Source organism: Halomonas aestuarii (genome assembly GCF_001886615.1).
GTDB lineage: Bacteria > Pseudomonadota > Gammaproteobacteria > Pseudomonadales > Halomonadaceae > Halomonas > Halomonas aestuarii.
Genome location: NZ_CP018139.1, coordinates 447,451 through 464,036 on the forward strand (window position 1 = coordinate 447,451; position 16,586 = coordinate 464,036).

At 69.5% G+C, this 16,586-nt stretch carries 12 protein-coding genes; 5 read left to right on the forward strand and 7 right to left on the reverse strand.

Translation table 11 applies throughout. From position 1 onward, the window contains the following. Nucleotides 1-28 precede the first annotated feature (28 nt). Together BOX17_RS02040 and BOX17_RS02045 are read left to right on the forward strand one after the other, a co-directional pair. Nucleotides 29-472 (forward strand): hypothetical protein, encoded by a 444-nt coding sequence (locus BOX17_RS02040; RefSeq protein WP_125925499.1) that lies wholly within the window; start codon nt 29-31, stop codon nt 470-472. Between the two features lie 299 nt (nt 473-771). Next, a complete protein-coding gene (locus BOX17_RS02045; RefSeq protein WP_071946553.1) occupies nt 772-2,211 on the forward strand; it encodes an FAD-binding oxidoreductase in 1,440 nt (479 codons plus the stop codon). Nucleotides 2,212-2,288: 77 nt separating this feature from the next. On the opposite strand, the gene BOX17_RS02050 is transcribed toward BOX17_RS02045, so the two are convergent. The 3 genes from BOX17_RS02050 to BOX17_RS02060 are packed head-to-tail and all read right to left on the reverse strand — an operon-like array spanning nt 2,289 to nt 5,968. Next, nucleotides 2,289-3,791, reverse strand: coding sequence for an aldehyde dehydrogenase (locus BOX17_RS02050; protein ID WP_071941835.1), 1,503 nt, complete (start codon nt 3,789-3,791; stop codon nt 2,289-2,291). Next, complete coding sequence (locus BOX17_RS02055; protein WP_071941836.1) at nt 3,788-5,176, reverse strand: aspartate aminotransferase family protein; 1,389 nt, start codon at nt 5,174-5,176, stop codon at nt 3,788-3,790. The genes BOX17_RS02050 and BOX17_RS02055 overlap by 4 nt, the downstream gene beginning before the upstream one ends. Nucleotides 5,177-5,203: 27 nt before the next feature. Beyond that, complete coding sequence (locus tag BOX17_RS02060) at nt 5,204-5,968, reverse strand: gamma-glutamyl-gamma-aminobutyrate hydrolase family protein (protein ID WP_071941837.1); 765 nt, start codon at nt 5,966-5,968, stop codon at nt 5,204-5,206. A gap of 261 nt (nt 5,969-6,229) precedes the next feature. Between BOX17_RS02060 and BOX17_RS02065 the strand changes: the two genes are divergently transcribed. Continuing rightward, nucleotides 6,230-7,606 carry a glutamine synthetase family protein gene (locus tag BOX17_RS02065; RefSeq protein WP_071941838.1) on the forward strand — a complete coding sequence of 459 codons (1,377 nt, stop codon included), beginning with the start codon at nt 6,230-6,232 and terminating at the stop codon, nt 7,604-7,606. A gap of 94 nt (nt 7,607-7,700) precedes the next feature. Here BOX17_RS02065 and BOX17_RS02070 read toward each other — a convergent pair whose 3' ends face one another. The 3 genes from BOX17_RS02070 to BOX17_RS02080 form a co-directional block, all read right to left on the reverse strand. Beyond that, nucleotides 7,701-8,300, reverse strand: a complete 600-nt coding sequence (locus BOX17_RS02070) for a glycine zipper 2TM domain-containing protein (RefSeq protein ID WP_071941839.1) — start codon at nt 8,298-8,300, stop codon at nt 7,701-7,703. A 145-nt stretch (nt 8,301-8,445) separates the two neighbouring features. After that, nucleotides 8,446-9,384, reverse strand: coding sequence for a methylenetetrahydrofolate reductase (locus BOX17_RS02075; protein ID WP_071941840.1), 939 nt, complete (start codon nt 9,382-9,384; stop codon nt 8,446-8,448). 3 nt (nt 9,385-9,387) lie between these two features. After that, nucleotides 9,388-10,584, reverse strand: a complete 1,197-nt coding sequence (locus tag BOX17_RS02080) for a glycine cleavage T C-terminal barrel domain-containing protein (protein ID WP_071941841.1) — start codon at nt 10,582-10,584, stop codon at nt 9,388-9,390. Nucleotides 10,585-10,877: 293 nt separating this feature from the next. On the opposite strand from BOX17_RS02080, the gene BOX17_RS02085 reads away from it, so the two are divergent. Further along, on the forward strand, nt 10,878-13,445 hold the full coding sequence (locus BOX17_RS02085) for a GcvT family protein (protein WP_071941842.1): 2,568 nt from the start codon (nt 10,878-10,880) through the stop codon (nt 13,443-13,445). A 12-nt stretch (nt 13,446-13,457) separates the two neighbouring features. Here BOX17_RS02085 and BOX17_RS02090 read toward each other — a convergent pair whose 3' ends face one another. Continuing rightward, the gene (locus BOX17_RS02090; protein WP_071941843.1) at nt 13,458-14,522 is read right to left on the reverse strand and encodes a GlxA family transcriptional regulator; all 1,065 of its coding nucleotides are present in this window, start codon (nt 14,520-14,522) and stop codon (nt 13,458-13,460) included. Between the two features lie 319 nt (nt 14,523-14,841). On the opposite strand from BOX17_RS02090, the gene BOX17_RS02095 reads away from it, so the two are divergent. Further along, nucleotides 14,842-16,575 carry a formate--tetrahydrofolate ligase gene (locus BOX17_RS02095; protein ID WP_244272190.1) on the forward strand — a complete coding sequence of 578 codons (1,734 nt, stop codon included), beginning with the start codon at nt 14,842-14,844 and terminating at the stop codon, nt 16,573-16,575. Nucleotides 16,576-16,586 lie beyond the last annotated feature (11 nt).

Sequence of the window (16,586 nt, forward strand, 5' to 3'; positions counted from 1 at the left end):
AAGACTTCGATCCCGAGGAGAAGAGAAGATGATGACGACACGATCATGGATGGCCATGGCCCTGCTGCTGGGGCTGCTGCCCCTGGGGGCGCTGGCCGATGAGGGCGACGACCCGGAGGTCGATGACGTCGAGATCGAGGGCGTGGTGGTCGAGGAGAGCGAGCCGGACTTCAGCCGAGCCCTGGAGAACCTCAATGCCGAGGCCCGGAAGAGTCGTCCCGAGGCCGCCAGCTTCGGCCTGCAGACGGCCCATACCGCGGTCAACGAGGGGGGTGTGGACGGTCAGGCCGTCAGCGCCAGGGCCAAGGCCCGGGCCAGTGAAAGGCGAGGTCCCGAGACCGGCGGCCTGAGCGCCAGCGATCGCGGTGGTGCCGGCGGCCACGGTGGCAATGGCGGTAATGGCGGTAATGGCGGCAATGGCGGCAATGGCGGCAATGGCGGTAACGGTGGCAATGGCGGTGGGCGCGGCTGACCCCGTCACGCCATCCTGACACGTCAGGGCCGGCTCCCCGGAGCCGGCCCTGACGTGTCTGCGCGGGCGGCGCGGCGCGCCACCGGGCGACATGCCCTCCTCCCCCGACCGTGTCCTTCTGCCTCCCGGGCGCGAGCCTCGCCTCCAAGACCGGGCCGACATCGCCACTTTCGACCTAGAAATATGAGCCGCTGCATTGCCCGGCACCATCCAGACTAAGCAGGACAAGCATCTCAACGACCCAGCGGGATCGCGCCGTGGCCTCGCGTCTCGGCCCCCTGGCAGAGGAGGAAAGCATCATGACAACACTGACCTATCGCACCCTGGATGGCGACCAGGCCGCCCTGCCGGCCGAGGCCGTCGACGACTTCGCGTCCCGACTGGCGGGACGGCTGATCACCCCGACCGAGGCGGACTATGCGCCACGGTGCCAGGTCTGGAACGGCATGGTCGACCGCCACCCGGCGCTGATCGCCTGCTGCCAGGGCAATCAGGACATCGTGCAGGCCATCGACTTCGCGCGCTCCCAGCGCATGTGCCTGAGCGTGCGGGGCGGCGGCCACCACATCGCCGGCAATGCCATCGCCGAGGGTGGCCTGGTGATCGACCTGTCGGCCATGCGCACGGTGCACGTGGATCCCCGACAGCGCACCGCCAGGGTGGCCCCGGGGGCCCTGCTCGGGGACATCGACCGCGAGACCCAGGCCTTCGGCCTGGCCACGCCGCTGGGCATCAATTCCACCACCGGGGTGGCCGGCCTGTGCCTGGGGGGTGGCTTCGGCTGGTTGACCCGCAAGCACGGCATGACCATCGACAACCTGCTCTCGGTGGACATGATCACCGCCGATGGACAGCGTCACCGCGTCTCGGCAGACGAGGACGCGGAGCTGTTCTGGGCCCTGCGCGGCGGCGGCGGCAACTTCGGCGTGGTCACCTCCTTCGAATTCCGCCTGCACCCGGTGGGCCCGGAGGTCTATGCGGGCCTGGTGGTCTATCCCTTCGACCAGGCTCGTCGAGTGCTGCACGCCTGGCGCGACTTCACTCGCCAGGCACCGGAGGAACTCAGCGTCTGGGCGATCCTGCGCGAGGCGCCGCCCCTGCCCTTCCTGCCCGAGGCGGTGCATGGCCAGCGAGTGGTCGTGTTCGCCCTGATGCATAATGGCGATCCGGCCAACGCCGAGCGCGACGTCGCCCCGGTGCTGGCCTTCGGCGAGCCGGTCGGCCAGATGCTGGGGACCCAGCCGTATGCCGGCTTCCAGTCGGCCTTCGACCCCCTGCTCGCCCCGGGCGCCCGCAACTACTGGAAGTCCCATGACTTCCGTGACCTCAGCGACGAGGCACTCGACAAGGCCATGGCGGCGGCCGAGCAACTGCCGGGCCCGGAGTGCGAGGTCTTCCTGGCCCAGCTGGGGGGCGCCATGTCACGGGTCGACCCCACCGCCACCGCCTATGCGGGACGCGATGCCCAGTACGTGATGAACGTGCATGCCCGCTGGCAGGACGCCGCCGAGGACGACCGCTGTCGCGACTGGGCGCGTCATGTGTTCCAGGAGCTGGCGCCCTTCGCCACCGGCGGCGGCTACGTCAACTTCCTGACCGAGGACGAGGGCGATCGCGTCGCCACCGCCTACGGCGTCAACTTCGCGCGCCTGCAGGCGGTGAAGCGCCGCTACGACCCGGACAACCTGTTCCGCGTGAACCTCAACATCCCGCCCGCCCCCGCCGAGGTCGCCGCCTAGCCGGCTGCCGGACGACCCACCCTCACGACCGACCCTGAACGACGACCGGCGCCCCCTGGGCCGCCGGTCGACAGGTCTCAGGGGGAGAGCGACATCCACACGCTCTTGAGGTCGGAGTACTCCTCCAGGGAGTGGTGGGACTTGTCCCGGCCGTTGCCGGACTGCTTGACCCCGCCGAACGGCATGGTCTGGTCGCCGCCCGCCCAGTTGTTGACGAACACCTGGCCCGACGCCAGCCGGCGCGTGACCCGCATGATGCGGTCGATGTCCTGGCTCCACAGGCCCGCGGCCAGGCCGAAATCGCTGTCGTTGGCCATGGCCACGGCCTCCTCCTCGGTGTCGAAGCCGAACACCGAGAGCACCGGCCCGAAGATCTCCTCGCGGCCGATGACCATCGCCGGGGTGACTCCGTCGAACACCGTGGGCGGAATGAACAGCCCCTGGCCCTCCAGCGCCTCGCCACCGCAGCGCAGCCTCGCTCCCTCCTCGACCCCCTGGCGGATGTAGTCGAGGATGCGGCGATGCTGCGTCTCGTCGACGATCGCCCCCATGAAGCTCGCCGGGTCCAGCGGGTCGCCGGGCTGCATGCCCTCGGCCGCCGCCAGCACCTTCTCGACGAAGGCCTCGCGCACGCTGTTCTCCACCAGCAGGCGGGAGCCGGCGATGCAGACCTCGCCCTGGTTGTGGAAGATTGCCGCGGCGGCGTGCCGGGCCACGCGATCGAGGTCCCTGCAGTCGGCGAAGACGATGTTCGGGCTCTTGCCGCCGCACTCCAGGTAGAGCCGCTTGAGGTTGGACTGGCCGGCGTACTGCATCAGCTGCTTGCCCACGGCGGTTGAGCCGGTGAAGGCCAGGCAGTCGACCTCCATGGAGAGCGCCAGCGCCTTGCCCACGGTATGGCCGAACCCCGGCAGCACCTGGAAGACCCCGCGGGGCAGCCCCGCCTCCTTCGCCAGCTGCGCCAGGCGCAGCGCCGAGAGGGGCGACTTCTCCGAGGGCTTGAGGATGACGCTGTTGCCGGCGGCCAGCGCCGGGGCGATCTTCCAGGCGGTCATCATCAGGGGGAAGTTCCAGGGCACGATGCAGGCCACCACACCCAGCGGCTCGCGGAGCACCAGCGCCAGCGCCTCCTCGCCGGTCGGCGCGACCTCCCCGTAGAGCTTGTCGATGCACTCGGCCTGGTAGCGAAGGCAGCCGATGGCGCCGGCCATGTCGCCCAGCGAGCTGTTCACGGGCTTGCCCATGTCCAGGGTGTCGAGCAGCGCGAGCTCGTGCTTGTGCGCCTCCATCAGGTCGGCCAGACGGAGCAGCACCTTCTTGCGACGACCGGGCGCCAGGCGCGACCAGTCGCCCCGCGAGAAGGCCTCCCGGGCGTGATGCACCGCGGCCTCGGCATCCGGAGCATCGCAGCTGGCCACCCGCGCCAGCGTCTCGCCGCTGGCGGGGTTGATCGTCTCGAAGGTCTCAGTGCTCAGGGCGTCGACGAAGTCGTCGTCGACGAAGGCCCGCGTCTCGAGGGTCTGCGAGGCGGCCAGCGCCTGCCAGTCGGCGTGGGTCCTGGGGGTGTCATGGCGACTCATTCGTATCTCTCCTGGGGGTAGAGGGTGTAGGCGAAGTCGCCCGAGAGGCGTCTGGCGGTCTCGTCGAGCGCCTCCCGGGCCAGGCTCACCAGCTCGTCGATCTGTTCGTGGGTGATCACCAGCGGTGGCGAGATGATCATGGTGTCGCCCACCGAGCGCATCACCAGGCCACAGGCAAAGCTGATGTCGCGGCACAGGGTGCCGACGGCCAGGGCCCGGTCGAAGCGTCCGCCCGTGGTCGGGTCGACCAGCTCGAGGGCGCCCATCAGCCCCAAGGAGCGGGCCTCGCCGACCAGGGGATGGTCGGCGAGTTCGGACCAGCGACGCGCCAGGTAGGGCCCCAGGTCGTCGCGCACCCGCTCGACCACGCCCTCCTCCTCCATGATCTCGAGGTTCCTGAGGGCCACGGCGGCGCAGACCGGGTGTCCGGAGTAGGTGAAGCCGTGGAAGAACTCGCCGCCCTCCTCGATCAGGGTGTCGGCGACCCGATCGCCCACCAGCACCCCGCCGATCGGCAGGTAGCCCGACGACAGCCCCTTGGCGATGGGCATCAGGTCCGGCGCCAGGTCATAGAGCACGCTGCCGAACCACTCGCCCAGCCGGCCGAAGCCACAGATCACCTCATCCACCACCAGCAGGATGTCGTAGCGTGCCAGCACCGCCTTGACGGCGGGCCAGTAGCTCGCAGGCGGCATGATGGCCCCGCCGGCGCCCTGCACCGGCTCGGCGATGAAGGCCGCTACGTTCTCCTCGCCCAGTGCCAGGATCCGCTCCTCGATGGCGGCGGCACAGGCATGGCCGAAGGCCTCGGGCGACTGATCGCGGCCTTCACCGAACCAGTAGGGCTGGCGAACGTGGGTAATGCACGGCACGCCGGGGCCGCCCTGCTCATGCATCAACGCCATGCCACCGAGGCTCATGCCGGCCAACGTGGAGCCGTGGTAGCCGTTCTCGCGGCCGATGACCCACTGCTTCCACGGCTTGCCCCTGAGCGCCCAGTAGCGGCGCACCATGCGCAGCACGGTGTCGTTGGCCTCGGAGCCGGAACCGGTGAAGAAGACGTGGTTCATGTGCGCGGGCGCGAGCCGGCAGAGCTTCTCGGCGAGTCCGACCGCCGGCGGATGCGTGGTCTTGAAGAAGGTGTTGTAGTATGGCAGCTGAAGCATCTGCTCGGCCGCGGCGTCGACCAGCTCGCGACGACCGTAGCCGAGGTTCACGCACCACAGGCCGGCCATGCCGTCGAGGAGGCGGTGTCCCTCGGCATCGTGGATGTAGACCCCCTCGGCGTGGGTGATGACCCGGCTTCCCTCCTCACCCAGGGCCTTGAAGTCGGTGAAGGGATGCAGGTGATGGGCACGGTCCAGTGCCGGGAGCGAAGGCGGCATGAGGGCTCTCCTTGGTCGACGACGGCATCAGGCGTCGAGGGGCTGGACGCGGGCGGCCCGGCAGTGGGCCTCGCAGGCCTCGGCGAAACCGCGAAACAGGGCATCATGGAGCGGATGTTCCCGCGGTTTCCACTCGGGGTGCCACTGCACCGCCAGGGCGAAGGTCGGGGCGCCGGCGACCGAGATGGCCTCGATCTGCCCATCCAGGGCCACCGCCTCGGCATCGAGCCCGAGCCCCAGGGCGTCGATCCCCTGCTGGTGCAGCGAGTTGACGCGGCTATACCGCTCGGCGAAGAGCCGGGACATCATGCCGCCGGGCAGGATCTCCAGGTCATGGGCCGGCGCATAGCGGATGTCGTGATCGCCCACGGGCTCGCGATGGTCGAACCGGCCGGGAACCTGCTGGACGGCCTGATGGAGAGTGCCGCCGAAGGCCACGTTGAGCTCCTGGAAACCGCGGCAGATGCCGAACAGCGGCAGACCCTGGTCCAGGGCCGCCGGAATCAGGCCGAACGCCGTGGCATCCCGATGGTGATCGTCACGGGTGTTCTCGGGCACGCGCTCTGCCCCGTACCGCCCCGGCTCGACATTGGTGCGGCTGCCGGTGAGTAGCAGGCCGTCCAGACGCGACAGCAGCTCCCTGTCCACGTCCCCTTGCCACACCGGCAGGATCACCGGGGCGAGGCCATAGTCGCGCAGGGCCGAGAGGTACTTGTCGGTGACCATGTGCGCGGGGTGACCTTCCACCTCGCGTCGACAGGCGATCACGCCCACCAGGGGTCGAGCACGCATGGCAGTCTCCTAGAAACACGCATGTAGATGATTGTTATGTTTGGCTCAACATATCGCCGTTGATTAACCTTGCCAACCCTCGCCCGCGCCGGACGCCGATATCTCGACACAAACCTCTGTTTTCAGGCGCCTCAGCCCCGCATACCGGCGACAGGAGACCCGCGGCACCCGCGATGGTTCGTAAAGGATTTGACAACAAGCGCCGGTGATTCAAAGATGACAGCCACCGCACGACGACCCACGGCCGATTAGGTGGCTTCCATGTCTTCCTCTCCCGCCGACGAGGCGCGCACTTTCCTCGACGACCATCCCGAGATCGACAGTATCGACCTGCTGATCGGCGACCTCAATGGGGTGCTGCGAGGCAAGCGCATTCCGCGCACCAATCTCGAGAAGGCCTTCCGGGACGGGGTCAACCTCCCCGCCTCGGTGTTCGCCCTGGATATCCTGGGCAACACCATCGAGGCCACCGGGCTGGGACTGGCCTCCGGTGACGGGGACCGGGTCTGCCGGCCTGTGCCGGGCACCCTGATGCCGAGCCCCTGGCTTCGCGACGGCCGCCAGGCGCAGTTGCTGATGACCATGACCGAACCCGACGGCGGCCCCTTCTTCGCCGACCCCCGCCAGGTACTGGACCGGGTGATGGAGCGTTTCCGTCAGGCCGGCCTGACGCCGGTGGTCGCAGTGGAGATGGAGTTCTACCTGGTCGACCGCCGTCGGGACGGCCTGGGCATGATCCAGCCGCCCTGCTCGCCGGTGACGGGCGAGCGCGCCTCCCAGAGCCAGCTCTACTCGATCAACGAACTCGACGAGTACGCGGACCTGCTCGAGGAGGTCCATGCCAGCGCCCGGGCCCAGCAGCTCCCGCTGGACACCGCCCTCAAGGAGTGCGCACCCGGCCAGTTCGAGATCAACCTGCTGCACTGCGACGATGCGCTCAAGGCCTGCGACAGCGCCGTGCTGCTCAAGCGCCTGATCAAGGGCGTGGCCCTGCGCCACGGCTTCGAGGCCACCTTCATGGCCAAGCCCTACGGCCAGGAGGCCGGCAACGGCACCCATGTCCACATCAGCATGCTCGACGAGGCAGGCCACAACGTCTTCGCCGCCGAGGATGGCGGCCCGCTCGGGACGCCGCTGATGCAGCAGGCCGTGGCCGGGCTGCTCGAGTTGATGCCGGCCTCCATGGCGCTGTTTGCCCCCAACCTCAACTCCTTCCGACGTTTCCAGCCCGGACTCTACGTACCGATGGCACCGACCTGGGGCTACGACAACCGCTCGGTGGCGGTGCGCATTCCCTCCGGCCCCAACCCGGCACGGCGACTCGAGCACCGGGTCGCCGGCGCCGACGTCAATCCCTACCTGCTGATGGCCACCCTGCTGGCCGCGATCGACCATGGGATGGCGCAGCGCCTGACCCCGCCGCCGGCCGTGACCGGCAACGCCTATGCCCAGGTCGCCCCCAGCCTGACCAACAGCTGGAGCCAGGCCCTGGACCTGCTGGCGACGAGCGCCCCCCTCACCGAGGCGCTGGGCGCGGACTTCCTCGAGGTCTTCCTGGCCAATCGCCGTGCCGAGCGCGACCACGCCATGCAGGCGGTCAGCCGGCTCGAGTATGACTGGTACCTGCGCCACGTCTGAGGCGCCTTGCCCCGACAACGACAGCCCCCGACAACGACAGCGCCCCGGCCAGTGATGGCCGGGGCGCTGTCGTTCATGACGAGATGGAGCTCGTTCAGCCACCTTGCGAGGAGACGGCATTCCACTGCGGCTGCCCCTCCTCGAGCAGCACCCGGTCGCCCTGGGGTGGGTTGTCCAGGCGGGCGGTCTGCACCGTCTCGCCGTGACGCCAGGTCACCTCGTAGCCCGTGGTCTCCTGGCGGGTGTCGACCACGGTACGACACTCCTCGCGGGTCGTGGTGCGCGGCTGGGACTGCGCCGCCTGGGAATGCTGGCGTGCCTCCACCCGCTCCTGGACCTCACGGCCGGCCAGGCCGCCGCCGATGGCACCGGCCACCGTGGCGATCTTCTTGCCGCTGCCGCCGCCGATCTGGTTGCCCAGCAGGCCGCCGACGATGGCACCGGCAGCGGTCCCCAGCACGCGGTGGGGATCACGGCTGGCCCCCTGCCCCGTCGGGGTTTCCGGTGGCAGTTGCACGACCACCTGCTCACACACCTCGCGGGGGGTCTCCACGGTGCGGGTCAGGGTCTCCACGTTGGTGATCTCGGCGTACTCGGGGCCACGCTGCTGGTCCTGGATCTGCCAGGCACCGAAGCCGAGGCCACCCAGCCCCAGCACGGCCAGGGTGGAGCCCACCACGATCGACTTGCTCATCTTTCACCTCCAGGAGGACGCGGCTGCGCCTCGTTGTTGTCACGGACTCCGGGAGATGCGTGACGAAAAAAAGGGTGCGATGGCGATGACGCTTCCTGCGCCAGTCGCGAATCGCATCCAGTATACGCCGCCGGGACCCCGGGCTTCAGTATCGTGCAGCAGGTTTCACAATCCCTGACCCGCTGTCACCAGATGGCGACAGTAGAGTCGCCACCGGGTCGGTGCCCGCACAGCGGGTAGCGCGCAGTGCCTCCAGCCAGGCCCGGGTGGCACCGACCTGGTTGAAGGAGTAGACATGCAGCCCGGCGAAGCCGTCCGGTTCGTCCAGGGCCGGCCACAGCCCGCGCATCAGCGCCTCGGGGCGATACACGGCGGGCCGCAGCAAGCGCCCGAGCAGCCCCCGCTGGCGGCCCAGAGCCCGCGTCGAGGCCCCCAGGCCGATGCGCATGGCCACCGACAGCAGCCGGGCATGGGCGATCACCCCCGGGATGCCCGCATAGATCGGCAGGGCCAGCCCCCTGTCTCGCTGAAGCCGCAGCCAGTCCCGCAGCGGCAGGGCCTCGAAGCAGAGCTGGGTGACGGCATAGTCGGCCAGTCGCGCCTTGGCCTCGAGATTGCGCTGCAGGGCCGCAGCGTCGAACCCAGGATGCCCCTCCGGATAGGCGGGCACGCCGAGCCGTGAGGGGCGCGCGGGATGGCCGGCCAGGCCCTCCAGCAGGGCCAGGCCGTCGGCAAAGTCTCCCGTCGCCCGGGGGGCATCGCCCCCCACCACGAGGCAGTCATCGATGCCGGCCGCCGCCATGCGCGACACGATCTCCTCCAGGTGGGCCCGGTCGCGGACCAGGCGAGCGGCGAGGTGAGGCACCGCCCGAAAGCCGGACCGCGACAGCCACTCGGCCTCCTCCAGGGTCCGCTCGATGCCGTGGCGTGGCGAGCAGGTCACGGTCACCAGGGCCCCGGCCGGCAGGAGGCCGGCCGCCTCCCGCATGTCCGCCAGGGGCAGCAGCTCGTAGCGGGGACTGGCCAGCGCCAGGCACCCCCGGAGGCCCTGCTCCGGGGACGTCACGCTCCGTAGATCGTTCATGGCTCAGCCCTTGGGAATGTCCTTGCGCGGATCATGGAACGGCTTGGGCACCACCACCGCCTCCTGCATGCCGGTGTTGGCCTCGATGCGCAGCGGCGTGCCGAGCTCGGCATGGGAGGTCGGCACCATGGCATAGCCGATGTTGCGGTCCTGGCGTGGCGAGCGGGTGGCCGAGGTCACCTTGCCGATGAGCGCCCCGTCGCTGTCGTGGACGGGGAAGACGTCGATCATCGAGCCATCGGTGAAATAGCCGATGCTGGGGCCGTCGATCTCCACGCCCACCAGGCGGCGGGTGACCCCCTCGGCCTTGATGCGCTCCAGGGCCTTGCGCCCGACGAAGTCGTCGTCGCCGCGCAGGTCGACCATCCAGTCGTAGCCCATGCCCACCTCGAAGGGATTGGTGTCGTACCAGATGTCGCAGCCGAAGGCGAGGATGCCGCCCTCGATGCGGCGGATATGGCAGGGACCGATCACCTGCATGCCGTGGGGGCGCCCCGCCTCGAAGACCCGCTGCCACAGGGCCTCGCCGTGACGGGTGGCCTCTCGCAGGTAGATCTCGTAGCCGATCTCGCCGGAATAGCCGGTACGCGAGACCACCACGGACATGCCATCGAGCTCCGCCTCCATGAGGTGGTAGTAGGGGATCTCCAGCACCCGCTCGCCGAAGAGGTCCACCATCACCGGCTTGGCATTGGGCCCCTGGACCTGGACCGGGGCCACGTCCACCTCCCGGATGGTGACGTCCAGGCACGAGTGGTAGGCCAGGCCCTGGCACCAGAGCATCACGTCACTGTCGGCCAGCGACAGCCAGAAACGGTTCTCCTCGATGCGCAGCAGCACCGGGTCGTTGATGATGCCCCCGTCGTCCGCGGTGACGAAGACGTACTTGCACTGGCCGACCTGGCAGTGACGCATGTCACGGGGCACCAGCATCTGGGTGAAGGCGAAGGCGTCGGGGCCGCTGATCTCGATCTGGCGCTCCACGCCCACGTCCCAGAGGGTGACCCCCTCCACCAGGGCCCAGTACTCGTCCACCGGGTCGGTATAGAGGCGCGGGTGGTAGTGATGGTTGTAGACGCTGTACTTGCGCACCCCATGGCGCCGGGAGGCGTAGAAGAACGGCGACTTGCGGATCCGCGGATAGAGCAGGATCTCCGGTGCCGACTGGGTGTGCGCGATGCTTTCGATGACCTGGGACATGGTCGTGTCTCCTTTCCAGATGCCTGGGCCTTGCCACGCGGCCTCGGGGCGAATGCCGGAAGGCCGTTCCTGCCCTCGAAGCTAGTCCCGCCGGCCGGCTCCCGTGACACCAGCGGCGACGGCCACTTTGGTCCCTGCGACACATCGGGCGCGCCGTCACGCCCCGCCGCCGACGGGCCCCGACCCGCGGTCGCCACGAGCAAAGATCGGGTCGGCCAGAGGCAACGGGCGGCGCCCGCCTGGATTATGGTGAAGCGGAAGGCGGCGACAGAATCGGCAGGGGGAGACCGGCCATGACAACACTACCCAAGCACGCGGATGCGGTGATCATCGGCCAGGGCGGCATCGTCGGCGCCAGCGTGGCCCACCACCTGATCGAACTGGGCTGGGAGAACCTGGTGGGGCTCGACAAGTCCGCCATTCCCTCGGACATTGGCTCCACCTCCCATGCCTCGGACTTCTGCTACATGACGTCCCACGACAAGATGTCGTGCTACACCACGACCTACAGCCGCGACTTCTACGAGCGCCGGGGGCACTACCAGCGGGTGGGCGGCCTCGAGGTCGCCCGGGTGGGCGACGAGGCGCGCATGGCGGAGCTTGCGCGCAAGGTCGCCTCGGGCAAGGCCTTCGGCACCCAGGCACGGCTCATCGGCCCGGACGAGGTCGTCGAGCGCTTCCCCCTGGTCAGGCGGGAGCTGATCCTGGGCGGCCTCTGGGATCCGGACGCCGGGCTGGTGGTGCCCCGCTCGCAGCAGGTCGCCGGCGAGCTGGTCGAGGAGGCGGTGGCGTCCGGGAAGCTCCAGGCCTTCGCCGACACCCCGGCACTTGACATCGATGTCCAGGACGGCCGCGTGCGCGGCGTCACCACGGCCCGGGGCTACATCGCGACCCCGGTGGTGATCGTCACCTCGGGGATCTGGGGGCCCATCCCCGCGGCCATGGGCGGCGCGGCCCTGCCGCTGATGCCGGTGGAGCACCCCCTGATGTTCTTCGGCCCGTTCGACGTCTTCGCCGGCACCGGGGTCGAGATCGGCTATCCGCTGTTCCGCGACCAGGGCAACTCGGCCTACATGCGCGACACCGGCGACCCCCGCAGCACCGAGGGCGGTCAGCTCGAGTGGGGCTACTACGAACCCACCTCGCCACGCCTCGTCGCGCCCACCGACATCCTCGAGCGCGACCAGGCACGACTGTCGCCCTCCATGCGCGACCTGGAGATCGACCAGGTGATGGAGGCCTTCGAGCGGGCGGTGGAGCTCGCCCCCGTGCTCGGCGAACTGGGCTGGGACGAGAAGCACTCCTTCAACGGCCTGCTGTCGGTCACCTCGGATGGCGGCTCCCTGGTCGGCGAGGCGCCGGAGACGCGAGGCCTGTGGCTGTGCGAGGCCGTCTGGGTCAAGGATGGTCCCGGGATGGGGAAGGTCCTGGCCGACTGGCTCACCCTCGGCCGACCAGCGCTGGACCCCCACGGCATCGACATCGCGCGCTTCTACCCCGTGCAGAAGACGCCGCACCACGTCCGCGGGCGCTGCCTGGAGATCGCCAGGAAGATCTACGACCCGCCGGTCCATCCCCGCGAGCCCTTCGAGTCGGGCCGCAACCTGCGGCGCAGCCCCTTCTGGCCGAGGGAGAAGGCGCTCGGGGGCCACTTCATGGAGGTCGCGGGCTGGGAGCGGGCCCATGGCTATGCCGCCAACGAGGCGCTTCTGGAACGCTACGGGGACCGGGTACCCGAGCGGCCCGACGAGTGGGACGCCCGCCACTTCTGGCGGGTCTCCAACGCCGAACACCTTGCCCTGAGCGAGGGCGTTGGCATGATCAACCTCTCCCACTTTGCCATCTTCGATGTCGCGGGCCCCGACGCCGAGGCGCTGCTGGAGTACCTCTCTGTGGCCCGGGTGGGGGGCGAGACGCCGCACGGCAAGGGGATCTACACCCACTTCCTCGATGACGCCGGCGGCGTTCACTCCGACCTCACCGTGGTGCGCCTGGCCACGGACCGCTTCCGGGTGATCTGCGGCGGCGACACCGGCCATCGCGACCTCATGTGGATGACCCGGATGGCCGATGCCCGGCAGCTAACGCGCCTGCAGCTCGAGGACCGTACCGACAGCCTGGCCACCCTGGGGCTCTGGGGCCCCGAGGCCCGCCGCACCCTGCAGGCGCTCGCCGACGTCCCGGCAGAACTCGAGGACGAGGCCTTCCCCTTCGCCACGGCACGCGAGATCCGGGTACGCGGGCTCCCGATATGGGCCTTTCGCATCTCCTATGTCGGCGAGTTGGGCTGGGAGCTCTACGTCCCGTTCAGCTACGGGCTCACCCTCTGGGACCTGCTCTTCGAGCAGGGCGTGACCCCGGTGGGCATCGAGACCTACGCCAACAGCCGGCGCCTGGAGAAGAGCCTGCGGCTGCAGAACGTCGACCTGCTGACCGAATACAACCTCGTCGAGGCGGGCCTGGCACGCCCCCGGGTCAAGCCAGAGGACTTCCACGGCAAGGCCGCCTACCTGGCGCAGCGCGAGCGCCAGGAGCAGCCGGCTTACCTCTGCACCCTGACCATGAAGGATCACCACGACGCCCGGGGGGTGGCCCGCTACCCCGTGGGCCACTCGCCGATCCTCGACCCGGACAGCGGGGAGGTGCTGGTGGATGCGCTGGGGCGCCGCTCCTACGTGACGAGCATCGCCTACGGCCCCTCGGTGGGGAAGGTCATCGCACTGGGCTACCTGCCGGTGAGCCATGCCCGAGTGGGCCAGGTGCTGCACATGGAGTACTTCGGCGAGCACTATCCGCTGAGCGTCGAGGCCGTCGGCTATCAGGCCCTCTACGATCCGGACAACCGGCTGCCCCGAGGATGACGCCGCGGGGCGTCAGGCCTCCCCGACCCTCGAGGCATCGGGGCGCAGGGCGCTCGGGGAGCTCGGGGAGCTCGGGGAGCTCGCCAGATCGGCCACCCGATCGCAGCGCCGGGACCGTTCCCGGCTGGGCGAATGACCGAAGCGGTCGTGAAAGCACTTGGTGAAGTGCGGTGGCGAGATGAAGCCGCAGGCCAGGGCCACGTCGGTGATCGGCATGTGGGTCTGGCGCAGCAGCAGGCGCGCCCGGAGCAGGCGCAGGTCCATGTAGTATTTCAGGGGCGGACAGTCCACGTAGCGCTGGAAGAGCCGTTCCACCTGCCGCCGCGAGAGACTGGCATAGTTCGCCAGCTCGTCCAGGGAGAGCGGCTCCTGCAGGTTCGCCTCCATCAGGGTCGCCACCTCCTCCAGCTTGGGATGGGTGCGGCCGAGGCGCACGCGCAGCGGCGTTCGCTGACGGTCGCCCACCTCGCGGATCCGCTCGTGGAGGAACTCCTCGGCGATCGCCTCGGCCAGTTCCAGCCCCTGCTGCCGACCGATGAGGGTCAGCATCATGTCCAGGGGCGCGATCCCCCCGGAACAGGTGTAGCGGTCACGATCGATGACGAACAGCTGGGGGGTGAAGGTGACGGCGGGAAACAGCAGCGCCTCGTGAATGCTCGAGATGTGCTCCCAGTGCAGGGTACAGCTGTAGCCATCGAGGACCCCGGCCTGGGCCAGCACGTAGCCGCCGGTGCAGACCCCGCCCAGCGGGATATGCCGCCGGGCCAGCTGACGCAGCCAGCCGAGGGTGTCGCGATCGCAGTGATGCTGGACGTCCACGCCGGCACACACCAGCACGAGGTCCAGCGACAGCCCCTCCTCCATGGCGCAGTCCACCGCCGTCTCGAGACCGCTGCTGCTGCTCACGGGACGGCCGTCCCGGCTCACCAGGTGCCAGGTATAGAGCCGACGGTCGGCGAGGTGGTTGGCCATACGCAGGGGGTCCAGGGCCGAGGAGAAAGCCAGCAGGGAAAAGCCCGGCAACAACACGAAGCCGATGTCGTAGTGATCCTTGGTCGGTGCGTACACGGGGTCCATCTGTCGTCCTCCTGACCACAGTCTCCTACCTGGACTCTAGTCAGAGTCTTGCCATGGCAACAGTGCCGCGGCTTGTCGATTCACGACCTAGACTGTCCTCATGACGCCAGGTGGGGACTTCCGGCCTGAACGACGCCTTCCCGGCGCCCGCTCTCGCCATCGTTCTCGGCCCCGTTCAAGGTGTCGCTGTGGCCAAGCCCGCCGACGCAGGCGGGCAAGCCCCTGCCCTGCCGGACGCAAATACTGTGGCTATCGGATGCCGTGGCGATCGAATGCCGCGGCGATCGATGCCCCGGTGGATGACGCAGGAGACGTGGCGATGACGAGCCAACCCCAAGACCTCGGCCAGGCGCGGCAGTGGATGCCGGACAACCTCACCATCGCCCGTGACGCCCGTCTCTGGCCCATCGAGGAGATCGCCCACCGCCTGGGCGTGCCCGGCGAGACGGTGGAACCCTACGGGCGCGGCATCGCCAAGCTGGACCTGGCGGCCGTGGACGCCCTGGAGGGGCGACCCCGGGCGCGCTACGTGGTGGTCTCGGCGATCACCCCCACCCCCCTCGGCGAGGGCAAGACCACCACCTCCATCGGCCTCGTCCAGGGCCTGCAGCAGCTCGGCCACGGCGCCACCGTCGCCCTGCGCCAGTCCTCCATGGGCCCGACGCTGGGCATCAAGGGCGGCGCCGCCGGCGGCGGCTACAGCCAGGTGGTCCCCATGGAGCGCATCAACCTGCACCTGACCGGGGACATCCATGCGGTCTCCGCCGCCCACAACCTGCTGGCGGCGATGGTGGACAACCACCTCCACCACCGCCTGGACACCGACCTGGACCCGCAGGCGATCGGCTGGTCACGGGTGATGGACATCAACGACCGCGCCCTGCGCCATGTCGTCACCGGACTCGGCCCGCCCGCCGACGGCGTCCCCCGTCAGAGCCACTTCGAGATCACCGCGGCCTCCGAGGTCATGGCGGTGCTCGCCCTGGCGACGTCGCTCAAGGACCTGCGGCAGCGGCTGGGCCGGATCCGGGTCGGCTACACCCGCACCGGCGAGCCGGTCACCGCCGAGGAAATCGGCGCGGCGGGGGCCATGACCGTGCTGCTCAAGGAGGCGATCAAGCCCAACCTGCTACAGACCCTCGAGCACGCGCCAGCGCTGATCCATGCCGGGCCGTTCGGCAACATCGCGCACGGCAACTCCTCCATCGTCGCCGACCGGATCGGCCTGCACGGCGGGGACTACCTCGTCACCGAGGCGGGCTTCGGGGCCGACATGGGGGCGGAGCGCTTTTTCAACATCAAGTGCCGGGCCTCCGGCATGATCCCGGATGCCGCGGTGCTGGTGGCCACGGTGCGCGGGCTGAAGTTCCACTCCGGGCGCTTCGCCGTGACCCCGGGACGACCGCTCCCCACGGCCATGCTGGCGGAGAACCCGGACGACGTCCGCGCGGGGGCCGCCAATCTCGTCAAGCAGATCGACAACCTTCGCCTCCACGGCGTCACCCCGGTGGTGGCCATCAATGCCTTTCCCTCGGACCATGCCAGCGAACACGCCGTGATCCGCGACATCGCCGAGGCCGCCGGGGTCCGGGCCGCGGTATCGAACCACGTGCGCGACGGGGGTATCGGGGCACTGGAGCTGGCCCAGGCCGTGGTCGAGGCCGCCGAGGGCGGCAGCACCTTCCGCTTCCTGTACCCGGACGAGCTGCCCCTTGACGCCAAGATCGAACGCATCGCCACCCGCCTCTACGGCGCGGCCGACATAGCCTTCAGTCCCGAGGCCCGACGCCAGATCGACCTCTACCAGCAGCAGGGCCAGGGCCACCTGCCGGTGTGCATCGCCAAGACCCACCTGTCGCTGTCGTCGGACCCGACCCTGCGGGGGGCCCCCACCGGCTGGACCCTGCCGGTGCGCGAGGTGCGGCTCTCCGCCGGGGCGGGCTTCGTCTATGCCCTCTGCGGTGACATGCGCACCATGCCGGGCCTCGGCCGCGACCCGGCCGCCGCGCATCTCGACATCGACGACAACGGCGAAATCACGGGGCTGTTCTGAAGCTCGGTCTG